General features: G+C 73.7%; 26 protein-coding genes and 1 pseudogene. 17 read left to right on the forward strand and 10 right to left on the reverse strand.

The features are described from left to right. Window positions 1-45 precede the first annotated feature (45 nt). The 4 genes from ACZ6IM_RS18520 (at window position 46) to ACZ6IM_RS18535 (ending at window position 3,603) form a co-directional block, all read left to right on the forward strand. Window positions 46-915, forward strand: a complete 870-nt coding sequence (locus tag ACZ6IM_RS18520; protein WP_052840415.1) for a fructosamine kinase family protein — start codon at window positions 46-48, stop codon at window positions 913-915. A 122-nt stretch (window positions 916-1,037) separates the two neighbouring features. Further along, entirely contained in the window at window positions 1,038-1,706 is a 669-nt protein-coding gene (locus ACZ6IM_RS18525) for a TetR/AcrR family transcriptional regulator (RefSeq protein ID WP_469557576.1), read from the forward strand. Between the two features lie 10 nt (window positions 1,707-1,716). Continuing rightward, window positions 1,717-2,517 carry an SDR family NAD(P)-dependent oxidoreductase gene (locus tag ACZ6IM_RS18530; protein ID WP_469557578.1) on the forward strand — a complete coding sequence of 267 codons (801 nt, stop codon included), beginning with the start codon at window positions 1,717-1,719 and terminating at the stop codon, window positions 2,515-2,517. A 45-nt stretch (window positions 2,518-2,562) separates the two neighbouring features. Further along, the gene (locus tag ACZ6IM_RS18535; protein ID WP_052840418.1) at window positions 2,563-3,603 is read left to right on the forward strand and encodes an NAD(P)-dependent alcohol dehydrogenase; all 1,041 of its coding nucleotides are present in this window, start codon (window positions 2,563-2,565) and stop codon (window positions 3,601-3,603) included. 116 nt (window positions 3,604-3,719) lie between these two features. On the opposite strand, the gene ACZ6IM_RS18540 is transcribed toward ACZ6IM_RS18535, so the two are convergent. Next, window positions 3,720-5,249: a helix-turn-helix domain-containing protein gene (locus ACZ6IM_RS18540; RefSeq protein WP_052840419.1), complete on the reverse strand. Its 1,530-nt coding sequence runs from the start codon at window positions 5,247-5,249 to the stop codon at window positions 3,720-3,722. 147 nt (window positions 5,250-5,396) lie between these two features. On the opposite strand from ACZ6IM_RS18540, the gene ACZ6IM_RS18545 reads away from it, so the two are divergent. The 3 genes from ACZ6IM_RS18545 (at window position 5,397) to ACZ6IM_RS18555 (ending at window position 8,420) form a co-directional block, all read left to right on the forward strand. Next, window positions 5,397-6,017 carry an L-threonylcarbamoyladenylate synthase gene (locus tag ACZ6IM_RS18545; protein ID WP_052840420.1) on the forward strand — a complete coding sequence of 207 codons (621 nt, stop codon included), beginning with the start codon at window positions 5,397-5,399 and terminating at the stop codon, window positions 6,015-6,017. A gap of 51 nt (window positions 6,018-6,068) precedes the next feature. Beyond that, window positions 6,069-6,824 carry a dienelactone hydrolase family protein gene (locus ACZ6IM_RS18550; protein WP_052840421.1) on the forward strand — a complete coding sequence of 252 codons (756 nt, stop codon included), beginning with the start codon at window positions 6,069-6,071 and terminating at the stop codon, window positions 6,822-6,824. Window positions 6,825-6,917: 93 nt separating this feature from the next. Next, window positions 6,918-8,420, forward strand: a complete 1,503-nt coding sequence (locus ACZ6IM_RS18555; protein ID WP_052840422.1) for a metallophosphoesterase — start codon at window positions 6,918-6,920, stop codon at window positions 8,418-8,420. A gap of 33 nt (window positions 8,421-8,453) precedes the next feature. Here the strand turns inward: ACZ6IM_RS18555 and ACZ6IM_RS18560 are convergent, their stop codons facing one another. Beyond that, window positions 8,454-9,419 (reverse strand): TauD/TfdA dioxygenase family protein, encoded by a 966-nt coding sequence (locus ACZ6IM_RS18560; protein ID WP_469557581.1) that lies wholly within the window; start codon window positions 9,417-9,419, stop codon window positions 8,454-8,456. A 112-nt stretch (window positions 9,420-9,531) separates the two neighbouring features. On the opposite strand from ACZ6IM_RS18560, the gene ACZ6IM_RS18565 reads away from it, so the two are divergent. Continuing rightward, window positions 9,532-10,362, forward strand: a complete 831-nt coding sequence (locus tag ACZ6IM_RS18565) for an aldo/keto reductase (protein WP_469557583.1) — start codon at window positions 9,532-9,534, stop codon at window positions 10,360-10,362. A gap of 54 nt (window positions 10,363-10,416) precedes the next feature. Next, complete coding sequence (locus ACZ6IM_RS18570; protein WP_469557585.1) at window positions 10,417-11,058, forward strand: DNA polymerase ligase N-terminal domain-containing protein; 642 nt, start codon at window positions 10,417-10,419, stop codon at window positions 11,056-11,058. A gap of 31 nt (window positions 11,059-11,089) precedes the next feature. Here the strand turns inward: ACZ6IM_RS18570 and ACZ6IM_RS18575 are convergent, their stop codons facing one another. The 4 genes and pseudogenes from ACZ6IM_RS18575 to ACZ6IM_RS18590 all read right to left on the reverse strand — a co-directional run bounded on the left by ACZ6IM_RS18575 (window position 11,090) and on the right by ACZ6IM_RS18590 (window position 15,012). Next, entirely contained in the window at window positions 11,090-13,456 is a 2,367-nt protein-coding gene (locus tag ACZ6IM_RS18575) for a SpoIIE family protein phosphatase (protein ID WP_469557609.1), read from the reverse strand. Between the two features lie 61 nt (window positions 13,457-13,517). Beyond that, window positions 13,518-13,799 (reverse strand): annotated as a pseudogene (locus ACZ6IM_RS18580) (thioredoxin domain-containing protein). 116 nt (window positions 13,800-13,915) lie between these two features. Beyond that, complete coding sequence (locus tag ACZ6IM_RS18585) at window positions 13,916-14,296, reverse strand: DoxX family protein (protein WP_052840426.1); 381 nt, start codon at window positions 14,294-14,296, stop codon at window positions 13,916-13,918. A gap of 65 nt (window positions 14,297-14,361) precedes the next feature. Further along, on the reverse strand, window positions 14,362-15,012 hold the full coding sequence (locus ACZ6IM_RS18590; RefSeq protein ID WP_052840453.1) for a TetR/AcrR family transcriptional regulator: 651 nt from the start codon (window positions 15,010-15,012) through the stop codon (window positions 14,362-14,364). A 245-nt stretch (window positions 15,013-15,257) separates the two neighbouring features. Between ACZ6IM_RS18590 and ACZ6IM_RS18595 the strand changes: the two genes are divergently transcribed. The 4 genes from ACZ6IM_RS18595 (at window position 15,258) to hemC (ending at window position 19,716) form a co-directional block, all read left to right on the forward strand. Then, window positions 15,258-16,712, forward strand: a complete 1,455-nt coding sequence (locus ACZ6IM_RS18595; protein ID WP_052840427.1) for an MFS transporter — start codon at window positions 15,258-15,260, stop codon at window positions 16,710-16,712. A gap of 97 nt (window positions 16,713-16,809) precedes the next feature. Beyond that, window positions 16,810-17,790 (forward strand): ATP-dependent DNA ligase, encoded by a 981-nt coding sequence (locus ACZ6IM_RS18600; protein ID WP_052840428.1) that lies wholly within the window; start codon window positions 16,810-16,812, stop codon window positions 17,788-17,790. A 141-nt stretch (window positions 17,791-17,931) separates the two neighbouring features. After that, window positions 17,932-18,708 (forward strand): NPP1 family protein, encoded by a 777-nt coding sequence (locus ACZ6IM_RS18605; protein WP_469557587.1) that lies wholly within the window; start codon window positions 17,932-17,934, stop codon window positions 18,706-18,708. Window positions 18,709-18,780: 72 nt separating this feature from the next. Then, entirely contained in the window at window positions 18,781-19,716 is a 936-nt protein-coding gene (gene hemC / locus ACZ6IM_RS18610) for a hydroxymethylbilane synthase (protein ID WP_052840430.1), read from the forward strand. Window positions 19,717-19,735: 19 nt separating this feature from the next. Here the strand turns inward: hemC and ACZ6IM_RS18615 are convergent, their stop codons facing one another. Next, entirely contained in the window at window positions 19,736-20,260 is a 525-nt protein-coding gene (locus ACZ6IM_RS18615) for a hypothetical protein (protein ID WP_052840431.1), read from the reverse strand. Window positions 20,261-20,562: 302 nt separating this feature from the next. On the opposite strand from ACZ6IM_RS18615, the gene ACZ6IM_RS18620 reads away from it, so the two are divergent. Then, complete coding sequence (locus tag ACZ6IM_RS18620) at window positions 20,563-21,354, forward strand: SigB/SigF/SigG family RNA polymerase sigma factor (protein WP_052840432.1); 792 nt, start codon at window positions 20,563-20,565, stop codon at window positions 21,352-21,354. A 12-nt stretch (window positions 21,355-21,366) separates the two neighbouring features. Here the strand turns inward: ACZ6IM_RS18620 and ACZ6IM_RS18625 are convergent, their stop codons facing one another. After that, window positions 21,367-21,693, reverse strand: coding sequence for an ANTAR domain-containing protein (locus tag ACZ6IM_RS18625; RefSeq protein ID WP_052840454.1), 327 nt, complete (start codon window positions 21,691-21,693; stop codon window positions 21,367-21,369). Between the two features lie 182 nt (window positions 21,694-21,875). On the opposite strand from ACZ6IM_RS18625, the gene ACZ6IM_RS18630 reads away from it, so the two are divergent. Beyond that, complete coding sequence (locus tag ACZ6IM_RS18630) at window positions 21,876-22,679, forward strand: VOC family protein (RefSeq protein WP_052840433.1); 804 nt, start codon at window positions 21,876-21,878, stop codon at window positions 22,677-22,679. Between the two features lie 10 nt (window positions 22,680-22,689). Here ACZ6IM_RS18630 and glgX read toward each other — a convergent pair whose 3' ends face one another. After that, a complete protein-coding gene (gene glgX / locus ACZ6IM_RS18635) occupies window positions 22,690-24,837 on the reverse strand; it encodes a glycogen debranching protein GlgX (RefSeq protein ID WP_469557590.1) in 2,148 nt (715 codons plus the stop codon). Continuing rightward, window positions 24,834-25,349, reverse strand: a complete 516-nt coding sequence (locus ACZ6IM_RS18640) for a hypothetical protein (protein ID WP_052840435.1) — start codon at window positions 25,347-25,349, stop codon at window positions 24,834-24,836. The genes glgX and ACZ6IM_RS18640 overlap by 4 nt, the downstream gene beginning before the upstream one ends. A 279-nt stretch (window positions 25,350-25,628) precedes the next feature. Between ACZ6IM_RS18640 and ACZ6IM_RS18645 the strand changes: the two genes are divergently transcribed. Next, window positions 25,629-25,901 carry a DUF5133 domain-containing protein gene (locus ACZ6IM_RS18645; RefSeq protein ID WP_052840436.1) on the forward strand — a complete coding sequence of 91 codons (273 nt, stop codon included), beginning with the start codon at window positions 25,629-25,631 and terminating at the stop codon, window positions 25,899-25,901. A 62-nt stretch (window positions 25,902-25,963) separates the two neighbouring features. Then, a partial coding sequence (locus tag ACZ6IM_RS18650) for a maltotransferase domain-containing protein (protein ID WP_469557592.1) occupies window positions 25,964-26,542 on the forward strand: 579 nt, incomplete at its 3' end.

Raw genomic sequence — 26,542 nt, forward strand, 5'->3', positions numbered from 1 at the left:
TGGCGTGGGCGCACTCGGGCGCGGCCGGGTCCTAGGGTCGTGCGTATGTGTTCCCTCAGCTCGTCCTCGGCCGTCGCGGCCCGGTTCACCGGGCGGGCGGTGATCGGTGAGCGCTCGTTGTCCGGGGGGCTCACCGAGGTCGGCCTCGACGACGGGCGCACCGTGGTGGTCAAGTTCGCGGAGGATCCTGGTGCGGCGCGCGCCGAGGCCGCGGGGCTGCGCTGGCTGGCCGGGGCCGGGACGGTGCCGATCCCCGCGGTGCACGGCGTGGACGAGCGCGCGCTGGTCACCGACCGGGTGGCGCGCGGGCCGGCGAGTGCGGAGGCGGCGGTCCGGTTCGGACGGGATCTGGCCGGGCTGCACGCCGCCGGGGCACCGGCGTTCGGTGCCGCGCCGCCCGGCGGGCCCGAGGAGGCGTACATCGGGCGGGCCCCGATGCGCAATGTCACCGGGGACGACTGGCCCCGCTGGTACGCCGCGCACCGCGTGCTGCCGTATCTGCGCCTCGCGGTCGACGCCGGCACCGTCCTGGCGGCCGAGGCGGCCGATGTCGAGCGGGTCTGCGAGCGGCTGCCCGAGCTGGCGGGCCCCGCCGAGCGGCCGGCCCGGCTGCACGGCGACCTGTGGAACGGCAACGTGCTGTGGGGCACCGACGGACACGTCCACCTCATCGACCCGGCCGCGCACGGCGGGCACCGGGAGACCGACCTGGCGATGCTGCGCCTCTTCGGCTGTCCGCACCTGGAGCGGATCCTGGCGGGCTACGAGGAGACCGCGCCGCTCGCCGACGGCTGGTCCGCCCGCGTCGGCGTGCACCAGCTCTTCCCGCTGCTCGTGCACGCGGTGCTGTTCGGCCGCGGTTACGCCGAGCAGGCCCTCGCGGCGGCCCGGGCGGCACTGCGGCACCTCGGATGAGAGCGGCACGCACCGTCTGTGCCGTGCGGTGCTCGGCATCCCCACCTCGGTGTCCCACCGGGTCACATGTCCCAACGGGTCACATGTCCCACTGGGACATTTCCGGGTGTACGCTCGGAGGCATGACGGCAACGGAGCCCTCCCCCGCCACCGAGGACCGGCGGCAGCGCAAGGCGCGGCAGACCCGCGACGCGCTGGCCACCGCCGCCTGCGACCTGATCCTGGAACGCGGGTCGGCGGCGACCACGGTGGAGGCGATCGCCGAGCGCGCGGACGTCACGCGCCGCACGTTCAGCCGGCACTTCGCCGGGAAGGAGGACGCGGCGCTCGACTTCGTCCGCCGGGACGGCGACCGGATCAACGCGCTGCTGCGCTCCCGCCCCGCCGAGGAGCCGCCCCTGCTGGCCTATCGCAGGGCCGTGCGGGACTGGCTGGCCGACCGGGAGGACCCGGCGTGGCACGTGCGTCCGCGGATGCGCCGCCTGCTGGCCCTGGCCGACACCGAGCCCGGACTGTTCGCCGCCTACCAGCGCCTCCGGGTCGACGCCCAGGAGGAGTCGATCCGCATCGTCGCCGCCCGGCTCGGCGGCGACGACGACCGGGACGTGCGCCCGGCCGCCGTCGTCGACGCCGCGGCCGGGGTCCTGATCGCCGCCCTGCGCCTGTGGGCGCGCGGCGACGAGGGGAACTCGGGACCCGCAGACCTCGCCGCCCTCGTGGAGCGGGCCTACGACGCCCTGATCTCGGAGGCCGCGGCCGCGACCCCCGACAGCACCACCACCGAAGAGTGAGAACCGCATCATGAGCACCACCGGCACCACCCCCGCCACCACCCCCGCCAACGGCCACGCCGCCGAGTTCGCCGGGCGTACCGCCCTCGTCACCGGCGCCGCCTCCGGCATCGGCCTGGCCACCGCCCGCCGGCTCGGCGCCGGCGGCGCCCGGGTCGTCGTCGCCGACTACAACGCCGAGGGCGCCGAGAAGGCCGCCGCCGACCTGAGGGCCGAGGGCGTCGAGGCCGCCGCCGTCGAGCTGGACGTCACCCGTCCGGAGTCCGTCGAGGCGGCCGTCGGGTTCACCGTCGACACGTTCGGCGCGCTGGACCTCGCCGTCAACAACGCCGGCATCGGCGGCCCCAGCGCCCCGACCGGCGAGTACGACGTGGAGGCCTACCAGCGCGTCGTGCGCACCAACCTGGACGGCGTCTTCTACTCGATGCGCTACGAACTGCCCGCCCTCGAGGCGGCCGGCAAGGGCGGCGCCATCGTCAACGTCGCCTCCATCCTCGGCTCGGTCGGCTTCGCGGGCTCCCCCGCCTACGTCGCCGCCAAGCACGGCGTGGTCGGGCTGACCAAGGCGGCCGCCGCCGAGTACGCCGCCCGGGGCATCCGGATCAACGCGGTCGGCCCGGGCTTCATCGACACCCCGCTGCTCAAGACCATGGACGAGGCCGCCTACAACGGCCTGGTCGCCCTGCACCCGGCCAGCCGTCTCGGACGCGCCGAGGAGGTCGCCGAGCTGATCGCCTTCCTGCTGTCGGACCGCGCCTCCTTCGTCGCCGGCAGCTACCACCTGGTCGACGGCGCCTACACCGCCGTCTGACCAGCGCCCACCCGCCCCGGGGGGAGAGAACGAAGGAGTTCGATCATGAAGGCACTTCAGTACCGCACCATCGGGGCCCCGCCCGAGGTCGTCACGGTCCCGGACCCGGAACCGGGCCCCGGCCAGGTGCTGTTGAAGGTGACCGCGGCCGGAGTCTGCCACTCCGACATCGCGGTGATGAGCTGGCCCGCCGAGGGCTTCCCGTACGAGCTGCCGCTCACCCTCGGCCACGAGGGCGTCGGCACCGTGGCCGCGCTCGGCGCCGGCGTGACCGGGCTCGCCGAGGGCGACGCGGTCGCCGTGTACGGCCCCTGGGGCTGCGGCACCTGCGCCAAGTGCGCGGAGGGCAAGGAGAACTACTGCCTGCGCGCCGACGAGCTGGGCATCCGCCCGCCCGGGCTCGGCCGCCCGGGCTCGATGGCGGAGTACCTGCTGATCGACGACCCCCGGCACCTGGTCCCGCTCGACGGGCTCGACCCGGTCGCTGCGGTGCCGCTCACCGACGCCGGACTGACGCCGTACCACGCGATCAAGCAGTCGCTGCCCAAGCTGGTCCCCGGCTCGACCGCGGTGGTCATCGGCACCGGCGGTCTCGGCCACGTCGCCATCCAGCTGCTGCGCGCCCTGACGTCCGCCCGGGTGGTCGCCCTGGACGTCAGCGAGGAGAAGCTGCGCCTCGCCCGCGCGGTGGGCGCGCACGAGGCGGTGCTGTCGGACGCGAAGGCCGCGGACGCCGTGCGCGAACTCACCGGCGGCCTCGGCGCCGAGGCCGTGTTCGACTTCGTCGGCGTGGCGCCCACGGTGAAGACCGCCGGGGCCGTCGCGGCCGTCGAGGGCGATGTCACCCTGGTCGGCATCGGCGGCGGATCGCTGCCCGTCGGCTTCGGCGTACTGCCGTTCGAGGTGTCGGTCAACGCCCCGTACTGGGGCAGCCGCAGCGAGCTGATCGAGGTGCTGAACCTGGCCCGCTCGGGTGCCGTGTCGGTGCACACCGAGACGTACTCCCTGGACGACGCCCCGCTCGCCTACGAGCGGCTGCACCAGGGCAAGGTCAACGGCCGCGCGGTGATCCTGCCCCACGGCTGACCGGCCGAGGGGGCGCGACCGGTCCCCCGTTCCGGTCGTGCCCCCGTCGCGTCGAACCTACGTGGACGGTGCGCCGTTGTGAATCGTGCCGATGCCCGCTGCCGGGCCCGGAGGACTCACTCGTGCACAGGTGAGTCCGGATGGCCCGGTTTCGTCCCGTGCAGGACCGGCTGGTCGAGGTCACCGGCCGCCAGGTGGGCCAGCACGACCTCGTACAGGTCGCTGCCTGCGGCGAGCAGCTGACGTTCCAGGACGGGCTCGGCGCTGCGGACGTGGTCGCGGACGGTCTGCGCGTGCATGCCGAGCTTCTGGGCGGCGCGCTCGGCGTTGCCGCCCGCGGCGATCCAGGTGCGCAGGCTGCGCCGCAGGTCCCGGGCGTCCGGGTCGAGGCGGCCGAGCAGGTCGGCGGCCCAGGTGCGCAGCGCCGGCCCGGACAGCAGGTCGGTGAGCCGGGTGGCGCCGCTCCGCGGGCCGGCCCCCGGCGGGGGCTCGGCGAGGCCCATCTGGGTGTTCAGGGCGAGGTGGACGGCGGCCCGGACGGTCAGGTCGGTGAAGTCCGTGCGCAGCAGCGACTCGACCCGGTCCATGCGGGCGCGGACCGTGTTGCGGCTGACGCCGAGGACCTTCGCCGTGCTGACGGCGGTGAACTCCAGGCCGAGCCGGGTGGTGGCGAGCAGTTCGGCACGCGTGTGGTGCGACAGTCGGTCCAGCGGGCTCAGCACACCGGCCGTCCAGTCGTGCAGCCGCGCTGGGTCCATCAGCCGCTCGGGGCGGGTCCGCTCGGCGTACAGGGCCGCCTTCTGCGGGCGGAAGCGGGCCACGGCCAGGGCGCTGACGGCCTGTCCGTAGGCGGCCGCGGTGCGGGCGAGGCCCTGCCGCGCGCTGCCGCCGACGAACACGCCCGGGCGGCGGGCGACCAGCGAGCGCAGCTCCTGCCCGGCCGTGTCGCGCGGGGCGAGCACGATGACGTGGCCGTCCACCGCCGGACACCGCACGACCAGCGCCCGCTCGCCCGTGACCGCCAGGCACTCCTCCGCGAGGCGGTCCCGTTCGGCGGGGCTGCTCTCCACGACGTACACGCACGCCGTGTCGGTGTCGAGGAGTCCGGGCCACAGTCCGGCGGCGACGCGGCGGGCGGAGACGGTGTCCTCCACCATCAGCAGTTGCAAGATGGCCAGGCGCAGGTCGGAGGTGGCGCGCCGCAGCCGGTGTCCGGCCGCGGCCGACTCGTGGCCGGTCAGCAGCAGCTCGACCACCTGGGCGGTGTGCGTGACGATGTCGGAGACGCGCCGGTCGAAGGGCGCTTCGCGCGCCACCGTCAGGACGGCGGCCTGCGCCGGCTGGGCTCCCTCCACGCGGACGAGCCGCAGATGGCGGCCCCGGTCCTGCAGTGCGGCCGACGCGATCCGGCCGGCCGTGACGTCGGCGACCAGACCCTGGTCCAGCGGCACGCGGGTGCCGGCCAGCAGCCGGCCGGTGCCGTCCTGCAGCGAGACGGTCGCGTCCGCGGTGCCGGCGAGCCAGGCCACGACCCGGTTCAGGTCGCGTCCGGCCGGGCGCAGGTGCTCGAGCAGTTCCCGCGCCCAGCCCGCGTGCTCACCGGCCTCGGACGTCCGCTGTCGTCCGCCGTCCTCTCGGCCCGCCACGTCGGCCTTCTCCCCGTCTCGTCTCGTCCCCGGCCCAGGTCCGGGACGTTACCTCATGGCCCTGTGCGCGGGCCCCTTCCGGCCTCGGCGGCCGGGCCGGTGCCGGGCCTGTCGGGCGGGGCGGGCGAGCGGGCATAAGCTCGGTGAATGGCGAAGTACTTCGACGTGCACCCCGACAACCCCCAGCCGCGCAGCATCGCCCAGGTCGCCGACAGCGTCCGTTCCGGCGCGCTGATCGCGTATCCGACGGACTCCTGCTACGCGCTCGGCTGCCGGCTGGGCAGCCGCGACGGGATCGACCGCATCCGGTCGATCCGTCAACTGGACAACCGGCACCACTTCACCCTGGTCTGCCAGGACTTCGCGCAGCTCGGACAGTTCGTGCAGATCGACAACGACGTGTTCCGGGCGATCAAGGCGTCGACGCCCGGCAGTTACACCTTCATCCTGCCCGCGACGAGGGAGGTGCCGCGCGCGCTCCAGCACCCCAAGAAGAAGACCGTGGGCGTGCGCATCCCCGACCACGTCGTCACCCAGGCCCTGCTCGCCGAGCTCGGTGAACCGCTGCTGTCCAGCACGCTGTTGCTGCCCGACGAGGAGGAGCCGATGACCCAGGGCTGGGAGATCAAGGACCGGCTCGACCACGTGGTGGACGCGGTCGTCGACTCCGGGGACTGCGGCACCGAGCCGACCACGGTCGTCGACTTCTCCGGCGGCGAGGCGGAGATCGTGCGGCGGGGCGCGGGCGACACGTCCCGGTTCGAGTAGCGAAGCGTCCACCGAGGGACCGAGGAAGAAGAGAAAGAGGCACACCACACCATGACCGCCACCGCGGGAACCGCCGTCGACGTCCCCACCGACGACGGCACCGCAGACGCCTACCTGACCCACCCGGCCGACGGGGAACCGCATCCCGCGGTCCTGCTGTACATGGACGCCTTCGGGCTGCGCCCGTCCCTGCGGTCGATGGCCGACCGGCTGGCCGGTGCCGGGTACACCGTCCTGGTGCCGAACGTCTTCTACCGCACCGGACGGGCGCCCGTCGTGGAGCTGCCCGAGTTCATCGACTCGCAGACACGGCCGGCGCTCTTCCAGCGGCTCGTCCCGATCATGCGGTCGCTGACCCCGGACCGGGCGATGCGGGACGCCGGCGCCTGTCTGCGCTGGCTGGCCGGCCGTCCCGAGGCTGCCGCGGGCCCGGTCGCGCTCACCGGCTACTGCATGGGCGCCGGACTCGCCCTGCGCACCGCCGGCACGTATCCGGACCGGGTCGCCGCGGTGGCCGGGTTCCACGGCGCGAACCTGGCGACGGACGGTCCGCACAGTCCGCACCTGGTGGCCGGGGACATCACCGCCGAGGCGTACTTCGCCCACGCGGACCACGACCCGGGCATGGACGCCGAGCAGCAGGAGCGCCTGGCGACGGCCCTCACGGCGGCCGGTGTACGGCACCGCTGCGAGGTCTACGCCGGTGCCCACCACGGCTACACACAGGCCGACACCGCGTCCTACGACGCGGAGGCGACCGAGCGGCACTGGGCGGCCCTGCTCGACCTCCTGAAGCGGACGTTCTGAGCCCGTCCACCTCGAAACGGCCCGTACCGGACGGGAGTTGGCGCGCGCCTCCCCCCGTCCGGGCCCGGGTCCGGGCGTTGTTACCGTGCCCGGGTGTCCAACTCCTCACGCGATTCCGCCGAAGGCGCCGGCTGGGGCTCCGCCGAGCCCGGCGCCTACCGAGCGCTCATGCCGGGGCGCACCGAGAAGCTGTCCTGGCTGAGCCCGAGCACGCTGTGGGCCGCCCGCAACGGCGTGCTCGCCTCCTGGTTCGGTGACCCCACGGGCCGCACCCGCTCCCGCTGGACGGCACAGCGGGCGGCGGCCGGGGCGCCGGCCGACAAGGTGATCCGGCGCGAGGACCCCGACCGGTTCTCCTTCCTGGTCATCGGCGACACAGGAGAGGGCGACGACCCCCAGTACGCCGTCGTGCCGGGGCTGTTGGAGGCGGGAAGGGACACCCGGTTCGCGGTCCTCGCGAGCGACGTGATCTACCCGGTGGGCAGTGCCGACGACTACGGCACGAAGTTCTTCCGCCCCTACCGCGACTACCGGGCACCCATATACGCGATACCGGGCAACCACGACTGGTACGAGGACCTCGGCGCCTTCATGCGCGTCTTCTGCGACGACGCCCCGCCCCTGCCGCCGGAACCCGCGCCACGCCCGTTCACCGCCGCGTGGCTGCGCTCCCTGCTGTGGCACCGGCCGCGCCCGGACGACGGCGCCCGCCTGGACGAGGCGCGCAAGCTGCGCGCCGCGCCCTCCCAGCAGGCCGTCCAGCCGGGACCGTACTGGGCCGTCGACGCCGGGCCGGTCAGGATCGTCGGCATCGACACGGGGCTGCTGGGCACCGTCGACGCCGAGCAGGGCGCCTGGCTGCGCGAGGTGTCGGCGGGAGACCGGCCGAAGATCCTGGTCACCGGCTCGCCCCTGTACGTGGACGGCGAGTACCACCCGTGCGCCGTCGAGGGCGGCGGCACGGTCGACGACATCGTGCGCGACCCGGCCCACCACTACGTCGCGGCGATCGGCGGCGACATCCACAACTACCAGCGCTATCCGGTCGACGTGGGCGGCCGCATCGTGCAGTACGTCGTGGCAGGCGGCGGCGGTGCGTTCATGCACGCCACCCACACCATCCCGCGCGTCTCGGTGGCCGGTGTCACCGAGGACGACTTCCGCTCCTACCCGCTGCGCGGCGACTCGCTGGCCTTCTACAGCGCCCTGTACGGCCGCCGGCTGCGGCTGCGACGCCTGTTCACCCTCACGGAGGCCGAGGCGACGGCCGTGATCGCCGAACGCCTCGGCATCCGCACCGGCCGCGCCCCGGGGGACGGCGCGCGGGTCACCCGGCGCACCCGGATCGTGGCCGGACTGCTCGGCACCGCGCGGCGGCCCGAGCGCCGCAAGCGGTTCCGGCTGCCCGTGCGCAAGATCTACACGTCGGTGTTCTCGCCGGGTTCGGCGACGTACAGCCCGCCCTTCTTCAAGTGCTTCCTGCGCCTGGACGTGACGCCGGAGTCGGTCCGGCTGCGCTGTTACGCCGCCACCGGCAACCGGGCGCAGGAGGAGGACCCGCCGGTCGAGGACGAGGTGACGATCCCCCTGGTGTGACCGGCGCCCGGCCCGCCTCCCCGGGGGCCCGTCTCACCAGCGGCCCGCCTCGCTGCCGACGACCGGCTCGGACGGGGTGCCGTCGACCCCGACCGGTACCTCGCCGGTGAGCATCACCCGGTGCATGGTCCGGGGGTGGGCGTGGTCGCCGGGAGCGAGGTGGATGGTGGCGCGGTTGTCCCAGAAGGCGACGCTGCCGGGCTCCCAGCGGAAGCGGACGGTGTACTCGGGGCGGGTGGCCTGCTCGACGAGGAGTTCCAGTACCGCCGCGCTCTCGGGGCGGGAGAGCCCGGTGATCTGTTCGACGTAGTAGCCGTTGACGAACAGCACCCGCTCCCCCGTCTCCGGGTGGACGCGGACCAGCGGGTGCACGGTCGCCGTCTGGTGGTCGAGGAGGTGCCGGAGGTACGCGTCGTCGCCGGGCCGGGGCTGGTAGCCGACGCCGAGGCGGTGTTCGGCGCGCAGGGTGTCGACGAAGGCGCGCAGCGGGGCGGACAGCCCGGCGTAGGCGGCGGCGAGGTTCGCCCAGGTGGTGTCGCCGCCGTAGGGGGGCACCGTCTCGGCGCGCAGGATCGTGGCCGCCGGCGGGTCGACGCGGGCGCCGTGGTCGCAGTGCCAGCCGCGCAGCAGCGTGTGGCGCCGGCGCCGCAGCCACTCCTCGTGCTCCATCCCGAACCGCCCGCCCAGCTCCAGCCGGTCGGCGGTCGTCTCGATCTCCGGGAAGCCGGCCGGTGACGCCTTGCCGCGCCGGGGCAGGACGACCGGTTCGCCGAAGAGGCGGGCGAACGCGACGTGTCCGGCGTGGTCGAGGCGCTGGTCGCGGAAGAACACCACCTTCCAGCGCAGTACCGCCGCCCGCACCGCGGCGACCTGCGACGCGTCGAGGCCCGCCGCGAGGTCGACGCCGCGGATCTCGGCGCCGATGTGCCCGGCGACGGGTTGCACCTCGATTCCCGTCGTCGTGTCCGTTGCCGTGTCCTTCGCGCTGTGGGTCGTCATGCGCAGATCGTGACAGACCCTCCGCCGCGCCGTCCGGTTGATCACCGGTCCTTGCGTGGGCCAGGCTGGACGGGCGGCACACCGCCGCGCACAGTCGAGGAAAGGTCCCACGGTGATCAGCATCCCGGCGTACCCGCTCAATGACGGCAGCACGCTCCCCGCCCTGGGCCTGGGCACCTGGCCGATGAAGGACGACGAGGCCGAGCGGGCGGTCCGCGAGGCCCTCCAGGCGGGGTACCGCCTGATCGACACGGCGACGAACTACCGCAACGAGACCGGCGTCGGACGCGGTGTCGCCTCCGCCGGTGTTCCCCGCGAGGAGATCGTCGTGACGACCAAGCTGCCGGGCCGGCACCACGGCTACGAGGAGACGCTCGCCTCGTTCGAGGAGTCCCGCGCCCGTCTCGGGGTGGAGTACGTCGACCTGTACCTGATCCACTGGCCGCTGCCGCGCGTGGACAAGTACGTCGACTCCTGGAAGGCGATGGTCAGGCTGCGCGAGGAAGGTCTCGTGCGGTCGGTCGGCGTCTCCAACTTCACGGCGGAGCACATCGAGCGGCTGGAGAAGGAGACGGGCGTCCTGCCGTCCGTCAACCAGATCGAGCTGCACCCGCTCCTCCCGCAGGACGAGCTGCGCGCCTTCCACGAGCGCAAGGGCATCCGCACCGAGAGCTGGAGCCCGCTGGGCCGGGGCAGCGACCTGCTGGAGGATCCCGCCGTCGCCCAGGTCGCCGCGGCGCACGGTGTGACGTCCGCGCAGGCGGTGCTGCGCTGGCACACCCAGCTGGGCGCGGTGCCGATCCCGAAGTCCGCCGACCCGGCGCGGCAGCGGGCGAACCTGGACGTCTTCGGCTTCGAGCTGGACGCCGGCCAGCTGCGCGCGGTGGCCGACCGCGCCCACCGGCGGATCGGCGGCGACCCCGAGGTGCACGAGGAGTTCTGAGCGGGTACCCGGTCCGGGTCGGCGGGGACCGAGTCTCCCGGGAAGGAGCGGCAGGTGGACGGCGAGGACGACGGGCTGCGCGGATACCACGGCAAACGGGACTTCGGCCGGACCGGGGAGCCCGCCGGAGTCGGGCCTGCGGCCGGCGAGGGCCGGGCCCCCGGTGACGGCGGGGCGCCGCGCTTCGTCGTGCAGATCCACGACGCGAGCACCCTGCACTTCGACTTCCGGCTGCAGGTGGCCGACGTGCTGAAGTCCTGGTCGGTGCCGAAGGGCCCGTCGGCGGACCCGAGCGACAAGCGGCTCGCGGTGCCGACGGAGGATCACCCGCTGGAGTACGAGGAGTTCGAGGGCGTGATCCCGGCGGGCGAGTACGGGGGCGGCACGGTCATCGTGTGGGACCACGGCACCTACGAGCCGCTGAGCCACGACCGCCGGGGAAGGCCGGTCGACTTCGCCGAGTCGCTGGCGCACGGACACGCCAGGTTCCGGCTGCACGGCGCGAAGCTGCGCGGCGAGTACGCGCTGACCCGGTTCCGCGGCGGCCCGGACGGCGGCGGTGAGGACGCGGCGTGGCTGCTGGTGAAGACGGCCGGCGGCGGACGCGGGCACGGCACCCCGGATCCCCGGCGGGCCCGGTCCGCGCGCACCGGCCGCACGCTGGCGCGGGTGGCGGCACAGGACGGCGCGGAGTAGGGACCCGCGAGTCGGGGCCCGCGCGGCCGGTCTACCGCGCGGGCAGGGCCTGTTCTGCCCAGATGGTCTTGCCGGTGTCGGTCTGGCGGCTGCCCCAGCGCTGGGTGAGCTGGGCGACCAGGAGCAGTCCCCGGCCGCCCTCGTCGAAGGCGTGGGCGCGGCGCAGGTGGGGCGAGGTGGAGCTGGCGTCGGAGACCTCGCAGATGAGGGCGGTGTGGCGGATGAGGCGCAGCTGGATGGGCGGCTCGCCGTACCGGATCGCGTTGGTGACCAGCTCGCTGACGACGAGTTCGGTGACGAAGGCCGTGTCGTCCAGCCCCCACGCCGTCAGCTGCTCGCCGACGGACCGCCGGGTGGCCGCCACTCCGGAGGGGTCGGGGCGGACGTCCCAGGTGCGTACCCGGTCCTCGCCCAGCGCCCGGGTACGGGCCAGCAGCAGCGCCACGTCGTCGCCGGGCTCCTCGGGCAGCACCGCCTTGAGCACGCCGTCGCACAGCGCGTCGAGCGAGGTCGCGGGCGCGGCCAGCGCCCGGCACAGTTCTGCGGTGGCGTGGTCGACGTCGCGATCGCGGTCCTCGACCAGGCCGTCGGTGTAGAGGGCGACGACGGAGCCTTCCGGCAGTTCCAGCTCCGTCGCCTCGAAGGGCAGTCCGCCCACGCCGAGCGGCGGACCGGCGGTCATGTCGACGAGACGGGTGGTGCCGTCGGGGAGGAGGAGGGCGGGCGCGGGGTGACCGGCGGCGGCCAGGGCCAGTCGGCGGGAGACGGGGTCGTACACGGCGTACAGGCAGGTGGCACCCAGCTCCGCGGTCTCCGCCTCGGCGCCGTCGTCCGCGCCGCCGGCCGCGAGGTGGGTGACCAGGTCGTCGAGGTGGGTGAGGAGCTCGTCGGGGGGCAGATCGACGTCGGCGAGGGTGCGCACGGCCGTGCACAGGCGGCCCATGGTCGCCGTGGACGGGATGCCGTGGCCCACGACGTCGCCGACGACGAGGCCGACGCGGGTGCCGGAGAGCGGGATGACGTCGAACCAGTCGCCGCCGATGCCCGCGGCGGACGCGGAGGGCAGATAGCGGTGGGCCACCTCGACCGCGGCCTGTCCGGGCAGGTCCCTGGGCAGCAGGCTGTGCTGGATCGCCAGAGCGGTGGAGCGCTCGCGCGCGAAACGGCGGGCGTTGTCCACGGAGACGGCGGCCCGGGAGACCAGTTCCTCGGCCAGTACGGCGTCCTCCGCGGCGTACGGCTCCCGGGGCGCGGTCCGGACGGCGAGCGCGACGCCCAGGGTGGTGCCCCGGGCGCGCAGCGGAACGGACAGGGTCGAGCAGACGGCTTCGCGGAACGGGCGGTTGTGCGGGGCCTCGGCCTCACGGGTGCGCATCCACCGGTCGAACTCCGGGTCGCCGGGGCCGCTGAGGACGACGCGGCCCTCCCGCACCGCCCGGGCGGGTGGGCTGTCGGGCGGGTGGACCTCGCTCCCGCCGAGGTGTACGGCGGGGGTGGGGAAGCCCTCGGTGGCGGAGGCGTGGGCGACCCGGCGCAGTTCGCCGGTCCCGGGTGGCGCGGCGAGGGGTTCGTCGGTGCCGAGGACCCAGTCGAGCAGGTCGACGCCGGCGAAACCGGCGAACCGGGGCACGAGGAGCCCGACCAGTTCCTCGGCGGTACGGACGACGTCGAGGGTGCTGCCGACCGCGCCGGCCGCGTTCAGCAGGGCCAGCCGCTCCCGGGCCCGGTGCTGTTCGGTGCTCTCCAGCGCCGCCATCGCGACGGCGGTGAGCGTGCCGGAGGCGTCGTGGACCGGCCAGATCTCCACGGTCCAGGCGTGCGGGCGGCTGCCGGCGGGCGCGGGCGCGTAGCTCTCGTACTGGACGGGCCGCCCCCGGTCGGTGACCACCCGCAGGTGGTGCAGGAAGCTGCGCGCGTCGCCCTCGAACTCGGCCAGGGCGTCGGGCAGGCTGCGGCCGACCAGTTCCTCCTCGGATCTGCCCATCAGCCGGCACGCGGAGTCGTTGACGTGCACGAAGCGCAGGCCGGGGTCGAGGACGGACAGGGACAGGGAGGCCTGCCGTACGGCGTCGTCGGTCAGCGAGGGCACGGGGCCGCCGGGTGCCTCGGCGGTCGCCAGGTAGCCGTCCGGTGTGCCGTCGGCGCCCAGCAGCGGGCAGATCCGCAGCCGCAGGCTCACCGGGTGGCCGTCCCGGTGCCGGACCAGGACGGTGCCGGACAGGCCGGACGGGGCGGTGCGGGCCAGGGGGCGGGCGGGCGCGTCCCGCGCGAGCAGGTCCCGCGCGGGGCGTCCCACGGCCTCCTCGGCCGCGTATCCGGTGAGCCGCCGCGCGCCGTCGCTCCAGCCCGTCACCAGTCCGCGGGCGTCGACGATCATCGCGGCGGAGGAGTCCTCCATGCCGTCCAGGATCATCCCAGGACGATGCGGTATCAACCGGGGCGGAGCGCGGGCGGCCCCGTCACGGCCGGTGAGCGCGGAGCGCGGCGAGGGCGCGGTCGGCGCGCGTGTTCATCCTGATCTCACCGCCGACGGCCTCCGGCTTCGACGGGGTCACCGCTGACGCCGACGGGCCGGGCGCCGACCGCGGTGAACTCGGCGGGCAGGGGGTGCGTTCGGCTCAGGCCGGCTCCAGGCGACGGTGCCTTGTTGCCGACCCCGGCAGTTCGGACAGGCGGCGCGGGGTGCCGGTCTCGTCCGGCAGCGTGAAGTCCTCGGCGGGCAGGGGGTGCGTTCGGCTCAGGCCGGCTCCAGGCGACGGTGCCTTGTTGCCGACCCCGGCAGTTCGGACAGGTGGCGCGGGGTGCCGGTCTCGTCCGGCAGCGTCCTCGGCGGTGTCTCCCGCGGCGGGGAGCGCGCTCATGACCGGCCCTCGCCGCCCCGGGCGACGGCGCGGGCCCACAGCACGAGCGGCACCTGCACGGGCAGCCGTCCGAGGGCGGCGGCCTTCTGGGGGGCGGGGCGGTGCCGCCAGTCCCAGGCCATCTTGACGTTGGCGGGGAACACCCCGACGAAGAAGGCGGCGGCGGTCAGCGCGGCGGCCTTGCGGGTGCGCGGTGCGGCGAGTCCGGCGGCCAGCGCGAGTTCGGCGGCGCCGCTGGCGTACGTCCATGCCCGGGGTGTGCCCGGCAGGGCGCGCGGCACGATCGCGTCGAACGTGCGGGGCTGGGCGAAATGGGCGACGCCCGCGGTGGCCAGCAGGCCGGCGAGCAGCAGGGGTGAGCGTTCGGACCGTGGCACGGTTCCTCCTCCGGGGGGCCTGCCGCGCGATATTACTCGACGGTAAGAACCGGGTGCCGAACGGTTCACGTCCGGCGGGTGACGGGAGCCAGCCACATGCCCACGATGGCGTCGACGAGGCCGTCGGCCGCGTCCTGCCAGCTGGCGCGCGGGGTGGGCCGGTTCTCCGCCAGGGCCCGCTCGCGCTCCTCCGCGGTGTGCACGATGAGGTGCCGGGCCATGTCGCCCCGCTCCGCGCGGACCTCGTCCGGCAGCGCCGGCATGCACCGGTTGCGCCCCTCGATGATCGCCCGCAGCGAGCGGGACGCCCGGGACTCCTCGGTCATGATCTGCCGCAGCGCCGGGTCGGTCATGACCTGGGCGCAGAACCGCGCGTACCAGGTGGGGCTGCCCAGCGCCGCCAGATGGTCGAACTGGGGACGGACCAGGCAGTCCACCCAGTCGCGCAGGTCGGACGAGTCGCCGAGGGCGGCGAGCTGCCGGGCGCGCAGTTCCTCGACGCGTTCCGAGTGGCGCTGCGCGATGGCCCGGACGAGGTCCGCCTTGGTGCCGAAGTGATAGCCGACCGCGGCGTTGTTGCCCTGCCCGGCGGCCTCGCTGACCTGACGGTTGGAGACCGCGTACACCCCGTGCTCGGCGAACAGCCGCTCAGCGGTGGTGAGGATCAGCTGCCGCGTCGCGCTGACCTGTTCCGTCCGGACCGCCCTGCCCGCCATGATCACCACCGCGCCGGGACTTTCTCCGTACCGCCCGCGCCGACCAGTCCCTCGAGTCGTCGCAGGTCCGCCGTCGTGCGGCGGGTTCTCACGAAAGCCTACGGCGCGGCGGCTCCGGGTCACCGTCCGGCCCGGACGGGCGTTCGGTCTCCATACCCCGTACGATACTTCAAGCGACTGACTTAAAAGTTCGCGTTCCGGTTTCCCGCACCCGTCGCAAGACTCCTCGTCCGAAAGGCTCCTCCATGCCCGCTTCCCCCGCCTCACCACGGCCGAACGCCGTGGTGGCGGTACTGGCCCTGGCCGGGATCGTCGTCGCGCTGATGCAGACCCTGGTGATCCCGATCATCCCGGAGCTGCCGAAGCTCCTGGACGCGTCGGCCTCGGACGCGGCCTGGGCGGTGACCGCCACGCTGCTCGCCTCCGCGGTGGCCACCCCGGTCGTCGGCCGGCTCGGCGACATGTTCGGCAAGCGGCGGATGCTGCTGCTCAGCCTGGTGCTGCTGATCGCCGGTTCCGCGGTCTGCGGACTGAGCGACGCGCTGGTCCCGATGGTCGCCGGTCGCGCCCTGCAGGGCCTGTCCGCCGCCGTGATCCCGCTCGGCATCAGCATCATGCGCGACGAACTGCCCGTCGAGCGGCTGGCCGGTGCCACCGCGGTGATGAGCGCCTCCCTCGGGGTCGGCGGCGCGCTCGGCCTGCCCGCCGCCGCGCTGATCGCGGACAAGCTCGACTGGCACATGCTGTTCTGGCTCTCGGGCGCGCTCGGCGCCGTCTCCCTGGTGCTGGTCCTGGCTCTGGTGCCCGAGTCTGCCGTGCGCACCGGCGGCCGCTTCGACCTGCTCGGCGGCATCGGCATGGCCGCCGGTCTCGCGAGCCTGCTGCTGGCCATCTCCAAGGGCGGCGACTGGGGCTGGTCCTCGGCCACCACCCTCGGCCTGTTCGCGGCGGCCGGGGTGATCCTGCTGGTCTGGGGCTGGTGGGAGCTGCACACCCCGGAGCCCCTGGTGGACCTGCGTACCACGGCCCGCCGCCAGGTGCTCTTCACCAACCTGGCGTCCGTCGCCATCGGCTTCTCGATGTTCGCGATGTCCCTGGTCCTTCCGCAGCTGCTGCAGTTGCCCGAGGCCACCGGTTACGGGCTCGGGCGCTCACTGCTGACCACGGGTCTGGTGATGGCTCCGTCCGGCCTGGTGATGATGGCGTTCGCCCCGGTCTCCGCGAAGGTCTCCAAGTCCAGGGGCCCGAAGGTGACGCTGATGATCGGCGCCCTGATCGTGGCGGCCGGCTACGGCCTGAACATCGTGCTGATGGCGGAGGTCTGGCACCTGGTCCTGGTCTCCTGCGTCATCAGCGCGGGCATCGGCTTCGCCTACGGCGCCATGCCGTCGCTGATCATGGGTGCGGTGCCGCCGAGCGAGACGGCCGCCGCGAACAGCCTCAACACCCTCATGCGATCCCTCGGCACCTCGGTCGCCAGTGCCATCGCCGGTGTGATCCTGGCCCAGCTGACCATCGACCTCGGCGGCTTCGCCCTGCCGTCGGAGAACGCGTTCAAGGTGGTCATGGCGATCGGCGCCGGCGCGGCCCTGCTGGCCTTCGCCATCGCGTCGTTCATCCCCCGGCACCGCCCGGCCGGCCCGGTGGCGGGCCCGGCACCGGCCGACGGCACCGCGACGGAGCCCGCCTCCGTGCGCTGACCGCGACGGCGCCGGTGCCGCCCGGGGACCGGCGCCGTTCAGGCGAACCTGGCGGGCAACGCGCGTGACGGCGCCCGGACGGGTCGAGTACTGACCCGTGGAGCTGCCGCTGATCCCTCCCATGCTCGCCACCCCCGGCGCCCTGCCGTGTGCCGGACAGGACGCGCGCTGGGCCTACGAGACCAAGCAGGACGGGCAGCGCGTGGTGGTCTACCTGCCCGGCGACGGCAGCGTCCTGCTGCGCGCCCGCTCCGGCCAGGACATCACCGGCGCCTATCCGGAGCTGGCGCCGCTCGGCACCGCGCTCGGCGAGACGCCCGCCGTACTGGACGGCGAGGTGCTGGCCCTGGACGAACAGGGCCGTGCCGACTTCCAGTTGCTCCAGTCCCGGATGGGCCTCGCGCACGCCCCCGGCCGGGCCGCGCACCGGGCGGCGAGGGCCCCCGTCCACCTGGTCCTGTTCGACGCCCTCCACCTGGCCGGGCGCTCCCTGCTGCGCCTGCCCTACACCGGCCGCCGCGAACGGCTGACGGACCTGGGTCTCGGCGGGCCCTCCTGGTCGACCCCGGCCGCCCTGGTCGGGCACGGCGAACAGGCCCTGCGGGCCACCCGCGAGCACGGCCTGGAGGGGCTGGTGTGCAAGCGGCTGGACTCGGTGTACGAGCCCGGCGTCCGCTCCCGGGCCTGGATCAAGATCCGCAACATGCGCAGCGAGGACGTGGTGGTGGGCGGCTGGCTGCCCGGCAAGGGACGGCTCGGCGGCCTCCCCGGCGCCGTCCTGGTCGGCCAGCGCGCCGCGGGCCGGCTGCGCTACGTCGGTGGGGTCGGCACCGGCTGGAGCGCGGGCGAGCGCGCCGAGCTGGCCGCGCTGCTGGCCGCCGCCGCGACGGACGTCTGCCCCTTCGACCCGGTGCCACGGGTGCCGGGCGCGCGCTGGGTCGTGCCCCGGCTGGTCGGCGAGGTCCGCTACAGCACACGCACCCGGGAGGGCATGCTGCGCCAGCCGTCCTGGCTCCGGCTGCGCCCGGACCTGGCCCCCGAGGAGTCGGCCGCGGACGTTCCGGACGACCTGGTGTGAGGGTGTGACGCCGGGTCAGGTGTTGGGCCGGCCTTCACCGCGGGGACGCCTGTGCGCCCTTGGCGCGGGAGGGAAAAGCAGGGAACCTGAACTCCCCTTCCCCCCACAGCCGTTGGGCTGCCCCAGCCTGAGGAGGACGCGATGCCCCCGCGTACCGTCACGACGCCGCGCAGGAGATGGCTCACCGTACCGCTCGGTGCCCTCGCCCTCGTCGTCGCCTTTCCCGCCACCGCGTTCGCCGCCCCGCCGCCGGGGCTGCCCGGCAACGCCGACAGCCTGGAGCGGGCGTACCAGCCCGCCTACGACTACGACACCGACGGCTGCTACCCCACACCGGCCGTCGGCGCCGACGGAGCGGTCAACGGCGGGCTGAACCCGACCGGCGCCCTCAACGGCAACTGCCGTGACGCCTCCGACCTGGACAACACCAACGGCTACTCGCGCGCCAAGTGCGACAACGGCTGGTGCGCCTACATGTACGGCCTCTACTTCGAGAAGGACCAGGCCCTGCCCGGCACGAGCCTCGGCGGCCACCGGCACGACTGGGAGCACGTGGTGGTGTGGGTGAAAGACGACACCGTGCGGTACGTGTCGACGTCCAACCACGGGTCGTTCAGCGTGCACGAGCGCTCGGCCGTCCGCTTCGACGGCACCCATCCGAAGATCGTCTACCACAAGGACGGCATCAGCACCCACTGCTTCCGCCCGGCGACCGCGGGCGACGAGCCGCCGGAGAACCACCAGGGGACCTGGCAGTACCCGGCGCTGGTGGGCTGGAACGGCTATCCGGCGGGCCTGCGCGACAAGCTGAGCGCCTACGACTTCGGCAGCGCCACTTTCGGCCTCAAGGACGGCAGCTTCGCCTCCCACCTGGCCGCCGCCAAGCCCGCCGGCATCGCCTTCGACCCCAACGCCTGACGCGAGGCGGGACCCGGTGCCGGTCGGGCAAAGCGTGCGGCCCCGGGCGCCCCGGGGCACTATCGTGTCCGCATGTCCGCCCCCGAACTGATCCGCATCGTCTCCCGCGACTCCCCCATGGCGCTCGCTCAGGTCGAGCGCGTACGGGCCGAGTTGGCGGCCCTCCACCCCGGCGTGCGCACCGAGGTCGTCCCGGTGAGGACCACCGGCGACAAGTGGCTCGGTGACCTCGCGCAGGTGGAGGGCAAGGGCGCGTTCACCAAGGAGGTCGACGCCGCCCTGCTGTCGGGCGAGGCCGATCTCGCGGTGCACTGCGTCAAGGACGTGCCCGCCGACCGGCCGCTGCCCGCCGGTACGGTGTTCGCCGCGTTCCTGGAGCGGGACGACGTGCGGGACGCGCTGGTCCACCCGGACGGGCTCACCCTGGACGAATTGCCGGAGGGGACGCGCGTCGGCACGTCCTCGGTGCGCCGGGTCGCCCAGCTGGCCGCCACCCACCCGCACCTGCGATGCGTGCCCTTCCGCGGCAACGCCAACCGGCGGCTGGCGAAGCTCGCCGCGGGCGAGGCGGACGCGCTGCTGCTCGCGGTCTCCGGCCTGGAGCGCATCGGCCGGAGCGACGTGATCAGCGAGGTCCTCTCCCCCGAGACGATGATGCCGCCGATCGGCGCTGGCATCCTCGCCCTGCAGTGCCGGGAGGGCGACAGCGGCCTGATCGACGCGGTGAGCGGCCTCGGCCACCCGGAGACCCACCGGGAGGCGACCGCGGAGCGGATGTTCCTGCACGTCCTGCAGGGGCACTGCAACAGCCCGATCGCCGGGTACGCCCACGTGGAGCGGAGCGGTGAACTCTCCCTGCGCGCCTGCGTGTTCACCCCGGACGGCAAGGTCAGGCTGAACGCCCACGAGTGGGCCGGCCGGCTCGACCCGGCGACCCTGGGCACCTCCGTCGCGGTGGCCCTGCTGCGGCAGGGCGCCCGGGAGATCATCGACGGCATCGCGCACTGAGGGGCGGCCGCCGGGCGGGTCAGCCGGAGCCCTCCTCCGACTGGCCCCGCAGGAAGGCGCTCACCTGGTGGGCGAGGCCCTCGTCCCGCACCCCGCCGCACGGCGTGGCGCCGGCCCCGTCGGGCAGCCCGAGGGCGCCGCTCCACAGCCGGCGGTCGGCCCACTCCTCGTCCACCCTCAGCTGCACCTGCACGTCCACCTGGGTCAGGCTCGCCTCCGGGCCCGCCGCGTAGAGCACGGCCGTGGCCCGGCGCAGCGGGTAGACGTCGAACCCCTCGATGAACTGCGAGTTGCGCCAGTCGAGGAAGGCGCTCTCCCCGTCGGGTCCGATCCGCACGTCGATCTGGCCGTCCTCCAGGTGGATGCCGAGCTGCCGCCCGCCCCGGTTCTCGACGGTCACCCGGACCCGGAAGTACGTCAGCCCCTCGGCGGCGTCGTCACGGCCACGCGGCGGCTCGGCCGGCTCAAGACGGTGGACGCGGACCCGCAGGCCGGCGTGCTCGTCGTACTCCTGCCAGTCCCCGACGACGTTCGGCTCGTACACGGTGCCCCTCTCGACCTCTCGACGCTGCTTCCTATCCGCACGCTCAGCGCACTGTCAAATGAGCGGAATGCGCTGTGGCCAGGGACTTCGTCCCTTTTGATCGGTGATCAAGCGTTGCCCAGGGACGATCCGCCGACGCCGGTCCGCGCGATCACCGGGAGCGTGCCGCACATCACGTCCCGCGACGGCGGCGGCACCGGTTCACCGGTACGCAGCCGTTCGAGTGGCCGTTCGGGGCATTCGCGCTCAGTATCCATATATACGAGGACTTGCCAGCACCCCTGCTGAGGGAGGTGCGCGTGATGCGTGTCGCCGGCAGAACCCAGCCCCACCCGCACGACGACGCTCCCGACACCGCCGCCGCGTTCGACCGGCTCGCCGGGCTGCCCGAGGGACCCGAGCGCAAGGCGCTGCGGGACGAACTGATCCGGGTCTGGCTGCCCATGGCGGAGCGGATCGCCGTCCGCTTCCGGGGCCGCGGCGAGAACCTGGAGGATCTCTATCAGGTGGCGGCCCTCGGCCTGGTCAAGGCCGTCGACCACTACGACCCCGAGCGGGGCCACGCCTTCGAGGCGTACGCGGTGCCGACCGTGACCGGCGAGATCAAACGGCACTTCCGCGACCACATGTGGACCCTGCACGTACCGCGCCGCATCCAGGACCTGCGCAACCGGGTCCGCAGGTCGGCGAAGGAGCTGGCGCAGACCACGCCCGGGCGCGCCCCGACCGTCGAGGAGATCGCCGAGCACGCACAGCTCACCACCGTCGAGGTGCGCACCGGCATGGAGGCCCTGGAGTGCTTCTCCGCCCTGTCGCTGGAGGCGGAGATGCCCGGCACCGACGGGTACGCCCTCGGTGACGCGCTGGGCGGCCCCGATCCCGCCTTCGACGCGGTCGTCGACCGGGTGGCCGTCCGGCCCTGCCTGGAGGCGCTGCCCGAGCGCGAGCGCACCATCCTGTACCTGCGCTTCTTCGGTGGGATGACACAGAGCAGCATCGCCCAGCAGCTCGGCATCTCCCAGATGCACGTCTCCCGGCTGCTCACCGGCTGTTTCGACCGGATACGCGAGGAGATCCTGGCGGAGGCCCGCTGAGCGCGGGCCCGCTCAGCGGCCGCCGGGTCCGGGCCGTCCCAGACGGTCCTCCAGAGCGGCCAGGATCTCCGGCTGCATCACTCCGGTGCGCCTCCAGATGAGTATCGTTTCCGCCACATTGCGGAGTTTGATGTTCGTATGCTGGGAAACTTCCTTCAGGACGATCCACCCCTCGTCCGGCGTCACCCCGCCGAGCGCGATGACCACACCGATCGCCTGGTCGACGACGGCGTGCGAGACGACCGCCTCCTTGAGCTGCCGGACCTGCTCCTGCAGCCGGAAGACCTCGTCCGGGTCGAAAGCCGGGCCGGTGCCCGGGCACACGTCGGTGGGGGGCATGGTCACCTCCGGGCCTCCATCCTCACCAGTGGCGCGCCGACGCGCCACTGGGCCGTCCGGGGCGGGTGCGCCACCGTTTCGGCGCCGCCTGCGGGGTACTCGCCAGGCGCCCGCCGCACTCCCGGCCGGACACTGGTGTGGAGCCGGTGGCTGCCGGTGGACGAGACCAGGACACGACTGCCATGAACCACGACACGACCTCCTCTACCCGCGGGGAGAGCCTCCTGTCCACGCACTCCGTGTACGGGGCCCCCTGCTGGGTGAGTCTCACCAGCCGTGATCTGCGGGCCACCGAGGACTTCTACACCGCCGTGCTGGGCTGGCGGTGGCGGCCCGCCAAGCTGGGCGAGCCCTTCCGGATCGCCCTGGCCGACGGGGTGCCCGTCGCCGGGATCGCCGCCGTCGCCGCGATGTGGCAGATGGCGGTGGCCTGGACGCCGTACTTCGCCGTGCGCAGCGCGGACGAGGCCGTGTCCCGGGCGCAGGAGCGAGGCGGCACCACCGCGGTCGGGCCGATCTCCCTGCCGCCGGGGCGTGCGGCCCTGCTCGCCGACCGGGACGGTGCGACGTTCGGGATCTGGGAGGGCGAGCTGTTCTCGGACTGGGACGCCTGGCGCACCAAGCGACCCGCCTTCATCCGGCTGCACACCCGTGACGCCTTCGACGCCGCCATCTTCTACGGCGAGATCTTCGAGTGGGCGTCGGGACAGGGCTGCTGCGAGGTCCGGTACGAGGGCGACGAGGTGGTCCTGCGCCACGAGGGCGAGGTCGTGGCCCGCATCGAGTCGGGAGCGCTGGGGGCGGCCCCCGACCCGGCCGTCCGGCCGCACTGGCAGATCCACTTCGCGGTCGAGGACGTCACGGCCTGCGCCCGCGTCGCGGAGCGGCACGGCGGCAGCGTGCTCTCGCTGAGCGCCGACGAGGCGGTGCTCCGGGACGCCGACGGCGCGCAGTTCACGGTGACCGCGCGCCGTCTCGGCAGCTGACCTCACCGGCTCACCGGCCGGTGCGGGAGGGCCGGGAGAGCAGCACGAGGCTGCGCTGCTCGACGGTCAGCCGGGTGCCCGCCTTGTGCTCGGCCTCGTCGGGGACGCCGTCCGGGTCGGCGGTGTCGACCAGGGCGGTCCAGCGTTCGCCGTAGGTGGCGTCGGGCAGCCGGAAGACGGCCGGCTCCCAGTGGCTGTTGAGCAGCAGCAGGAAGGAGTCGTCCACCACGGGCCGGCCGCGGGGGTCGGGTTCGGCGATGGCGTCTCCGTTGAGGAAGACGCCGACGGTGTGCGCGTCCGAGCGCTGCCAGTCGTCGTCGGTCATCTCCCGCGCGTCGGGCAGCAGCCACACCAGGTCGGGCAGCGGCTGGTCCGCGTGCGTGCGGGTCTCCCCGCGGAAGAAGCGGCGCCGGCGCAGCACCGGGTGGTCGGCGCGCAGCGCGATCAGGCGCCGGGCGAAGTCCAGCAGCGCGCGCTGCTCGTCGCCGAGCCGCCAGTCGATCCAGGAGATCTCGTTGTCCTGGCAGTAGGCGTTGTTGTTGCCGCGCTGGGTGCGGCCCAGTTCGTCGCCGTGGCAGATCATCGGGATGCCCTGCGAGAGCAGGAGCGTGGCCAGGAAGTTGCGCTGCTGGCGGCCGCGCAGCTCCCGGACGGCCGGGTCCCTGGTGTCGCCCTCGACGCCGCAGTTCCAGGAGCGGTTGTGGCTCTCGCCGTCCCGGTTGTCCTCGCCGTTGGCCTCGTTGTGCTTGTCGTTGTACGAGACGAGGTCGCGCAGCGTGAAACCGTCGTGCGCTGTGACGAAGTTGACGCTGGCGCGGGGGCGGCGGCGGCTGTGCTGGTACAGGTCGGAGGAGCCGGTCAGCCGGGAGGCGAACTCGCCGAGCGTGTGCTCCCCGGCGCGCCAGAAGTCCCGTACGGCGTCGCGGTACTTGCCGTTCCACTCCGACCACAGCTGCGGGAAGTTGCCCACCTGGTAGCCGCCCTCGCCGACGTCCCAGGGCTCGGCGATCAGCTTGACGCGGCTGATCACCGGGTCCTGCTGGATGAGGTCGAAGAACGCGGACAGCCGGTCCACCTCGTGGAACTGCCGGGCCAGGGTGGCCGCGAGGTCGAAGCGGAAGCCGTCGACGTGCATCTCGGTGACCCAGTACCGCAGCGAGTCCATGATCAGCTGGAGCACGTAGGGGTGGCGCATCAGCAGGCTGTTGCCGGTGCCGGTGGTGTCGTAGTAGTGCTGCCAGTCGCCGTCCACCAGGCGGTAGTACGAGGCGTTGTCGATGCCGCGGAAGGAGAGGGTGGGGCCCTTCTCGTTGCCCTCGGCGGTGTGGTTGTAGACCACGTCGAGGATCACCTCGAGGCCGGCCTCGTGCAGGGTCTTGACCATCGACTTGAACTCGGTGACCTGCTGACCGCGGGTGCCGAGGGCGGCGTAGCCGTTGTGCGGGGCGAAGAAGCCGATGGTGTTGTAGCCCCAGTAGTTGACGAGGCCCCGGTCCTGGAGCACGCCGTCGTGGACGAACTGGTGCACCGGCATCAGTTCCACGGCGGTCACGCCGAGTGAGGTGAGGTGGTCCACGACCGCCGGGTGCGCGAGGCCCGCGTAGGTGCCGCGCAGTTCCTCGGGCACGTCGGGGTGGGTGCGGCTCAGTCCCCGGACGTGGGCCTCGTAGATGACGCTCTCCGAGTACGGGCGCCGGGGCGGGCGGTCGTCGCCCCAGTCGAAGAAGGGGTCGGTGACCACGCCGAGCATGGTGTGCCCGGCGCTGTCGCCCGGGTCGGCCCGGCCCTTGGCCCGCTCGAAGAGGGAGGCGTGGTTGTCCACCATCCCGTCCACGGCGCGGGTGTACGGGTCGAGGAGCAGCTTCGCCGGGTTGCAGCGGTGGCCGACGGCCGGGGCCCACGGGCCGTGGACCCGGTAGCCGTAGCGCTGCCCCGGGCCGACGCCGGGCAGGTAGCAGTGCCAGACGAAGCCGTCCACGTCGGGCAGCGGGATGCTGCTGTGGCCGCCGTCGTCGTCGACGAGCACGAGGTCGACCCGCTCGGCGACCTCGCTGAACAGGGCGAAGTTGGTGCCCTGTCCGTCGTACACGGCCCCCAGGGGGTAGGGGTGCCCGCTCCACACGGGCGACCCCTTCCAGTTCGGCCTGGCGCGGGTCACCGGGCCTCCTCCAGAATGCCGTCGCGGGTACGTGCCCGGCCGGCCACCTGGGCCACCGGCATGATCTCTCGCGGCACTTCCAGCCCCTCCTGGGTGATCGGCTCGGGCGACCTCTCCACCAGCGGGACGCGTTCGCCGGCGCGGGCGCGGCGCGAGAACCAGATGACCTTCGCCCCGGTGTCGGTGGCGCAGCAGCCCCAGCCGTCGCTGTTGGCGGCGAGGTGCTGCAGACAGGTGCGCAGGTCCTGGTCGACCCGGAGCGCCTGGTCGTTGCCCCCCACGGCCGTGATGAGGTGCTGGTGGTTCCACCACATCTCGATCGACGTGTTCTTGTCGCTGGCGTGCTCGTCGATCGCCCGGAGCAGCATCTCCGCGCCCGAGCAGACGGGGTCGACGAGGTTGTCCAGGTTCCAGAACCGGAGGTGAGCGGCCAGGATGCGCCTGACCTGTCCGACCCGTTCCGGGCTCACTTCCACGTCGAGGTGGTAGTAGCAGGGCACTGCGGTCTTCATCGTCGTGGCTCCTCACCGCGAAGGCTCTCGCTCCTCCTCGTCCCTTGGGGGACGGGCTCCCCGATCACGAAGCGTGAGCGCTGATCGCTTCTGAGTCACTCCAGAGTGGGAGCGGTAGTCCATTCGTGCAACACGAACCGTTCGGGGGCCGGAATCCGGGGCCGGAGCGGGCGGCGGAAAGCAGTTGAAGATCCAACAAGACGGGGCGTCACCACCCGTGCACCATGTGTGAAGAACTCGATCGTCCGTATCACCGGACCGTCCGGAAGGTGACCGGCCATGCTGCTCCCCGCGAAGAGCGAAGTCGCCCGGCAGCTGCGGCATTACCGCGCCTGGGAACGCTCGATGCTGGCGTCCCCCACGGACCTCACCGTCCGGGCCACCTTCGAGGACGCCGGTTACACCCTCTGCGTGCTGATGGGGAAGCGCTGCGCACGCGAGGCCGCGGACGCCGCCGAGAGGTATCTGCGGACGAACCTGGTCACCCATGCGCAGGAACAGCCGGAGCGGCTCGCCCCGTCGGGGCACAAGGCCCCCTCGGGCGCGGTCTGACCCGATCGGCCCAACCCAATGGGCCGGGCCCGCGCCCGGCCCCCGAGCACGGCGGAGGTGAGATGCTGATGAGCGCGACCGTGGGGATCGGACGTATCCCGGTCCGGGACGTCCAGCCGGTGGTGGAGAACGGCAGGCGTCCGGCGAAGGCGGTGACGGGAGAGACGTTCGAGGTCACCGCCACCGTGTTCCGGGAGGGGCACGACGCGGTGGCCGCCAACGTCGTGCTGAAGGACCCCGAGGGCCGGCCGGGGCCCTGGACGCCGATGCGGGAGCTGGCCCCGGGCAGCGACCGCTGGGGAGCCGAGGTCACCCCGGACGCGCCGGGGAACTGGACGTACCGGGTGGAGGCGTGGAGCGACCCCGTCGCCACCTGGCGGCACACCGCGCGCATCAAGGTCCCGGCCGGCATCGACGCCGGCCTGGTGCTCGAGGAGGGGGCCGAGCTGTACCGGCGGGCCGCCGCGGGAGTACCGAAGGACGCCGGGCGGGCGGTGGTGCTGGCCGCGGCGACGACCCTGCTCGACGACACGCTGCCCGTGGCCACCCGGCTGGCGGCGGCGTTGACGCCGGAGGTGGACGCGGTCCTGGCCCGCCACCCGCTGCGCGAGCTGGTCACCTCCTCCGAGCCGCTGCCCCTG

It is taken from the genome of Streptomyces sp. NPDC042336, from assembly GCF_055581985.1.

What these genes read in the sequence shown, in the direction of transcription:
- ACZ6IM_RS18640 (WP_052840435.1), bottom strand. Translation starts at nt 25,349, where the DNA reads ATGAAGACCGCAGTGCCCTGCTACTACCACCTCGACGTGGAAGTGAGC.
- ACZ6IM_RS18535 (WP_052840418.1), top strand. Translation starts at nt 2,563, where the DNA reads ATGAAGGCACTTCAGTACCGCACCATCGGGGCCCCGCCCGAGGTCGTC.
- ACZ6IM_RS18530 (WP_469557578.1), top strand. Translation starts at nt 1,717, where the DNA reads ATGAGCACCACCGGCACCACCCCCGCCACCACCCCCGCCAACGGCCAC.
- ACZ6IM_RS18520 (WP_052840415.1), top strand. Translation starts at nt 46, where the DNA reads ATGTGTTCCCTCAGCTCGTCCTCGGCCGTCGCGGCCCGGTTCACCGGG.
- ACZ6IM_RS18545 (WP_052840420.1), top strand. Translation starts at nt 5,397, where the DNA reads ATGGCGAAGTACTTCGACGTGCACCCCGACAACCCCCAGCCGCGCAGC.
- ACZ6IM_RS18575 (WP_469557609.1), bottom strand. Translation starts at nt 13,456, where the DNA reads ATGGAGGACTCCTCCGCCGCGATGATCGTCGACGCCCGCGGACTGGTG.
- ACZ6IM_RS18550 (WP_052840421.1), top strand. Translation starts at nt 6,069, where the DNA reads ATGACCGCCACCGCGGGAACCGCCGTCGACGTCCCCACCGACGACGGC.
- ACZ6IM_RS18525 (WP_469557576.1), top strand. Translation starts at nt 1,038, where the DNA reads ATGACGGCAACGGAGCCCTCCCCCGCCACCGAGGACCGGCGGCAGCGC.
- ACZ6IM_RS18645 (WP_052840436.1), top strand. Translation starts at nt 25,629, where the DNA reads ATGCTGCTCCCCGCGAAGAGCGAAGTCGCCCGGCAGCTGCGGCATTAC.
- ACZ6IM_RS18595 (WP_052840427.1), top strand. Translation starts at nt 15,258, where the DNA reads ATGCCCGCTTCCCCCGCCTCACCACGGCCGAACGCCGTGGTGGCGGTA.
- ACZ6IM_RS18590 (WP_052840453.1), bottom strand. Translation starts at nt 15,012, where the DNA reads ATGGCGGGCAGGGCGGTCCGGACGGAACAGGTCAGCGCGACGCGGCAG.
- ACZ6IM_RS18630 (WP_052840433.1), top strand. Translation starts at nt 21,876, where the DNA reads ATGAACCACGACACGACCTCCTCTACCCGCGGGGAGAGCCTCCTGTCC.
- ACZ6IM_RS18625 (WP_052840454.1), bottom strand. Translation starts at nt 21,693, where the DNA reads ATGCCCCCCACCGACGTGTGCCCGGGCACCGGCCCGGCTTTCGACCCG.
- ACZ6IM_RS18620 (WP_052840432.1), top strand. Translation starts at nt 20,563, where the DNA reads ATGCGTGTCGCCGGCAGAACCCAGCCCCACCCGCACGACGACGCTCCC.
- ACZ6IM_RS18560 (WP_469557581.1), bottom strand. Translation starts at nt 9,419, where the DNA reads ATGACGACCCACAGCGCGAAGGACACGGCAACGGACACGACGACGGGA.
- hemC (WP_052840430.1), top strand. Translation starts at nt 18,781, where the DNA reads ATGTCCGCCCCCGAACTGATCCGCATCGTCTCCCGCGACTCCCCCATG.
- ACZ6IM_RS18605 (WP_469557587.1), top strand. Translation starts at nt 17,932, where the DNA reads ATGCCCCCGCGTACCGTCACGACGCCGCGCAGGAGATGGCTCACCGTA.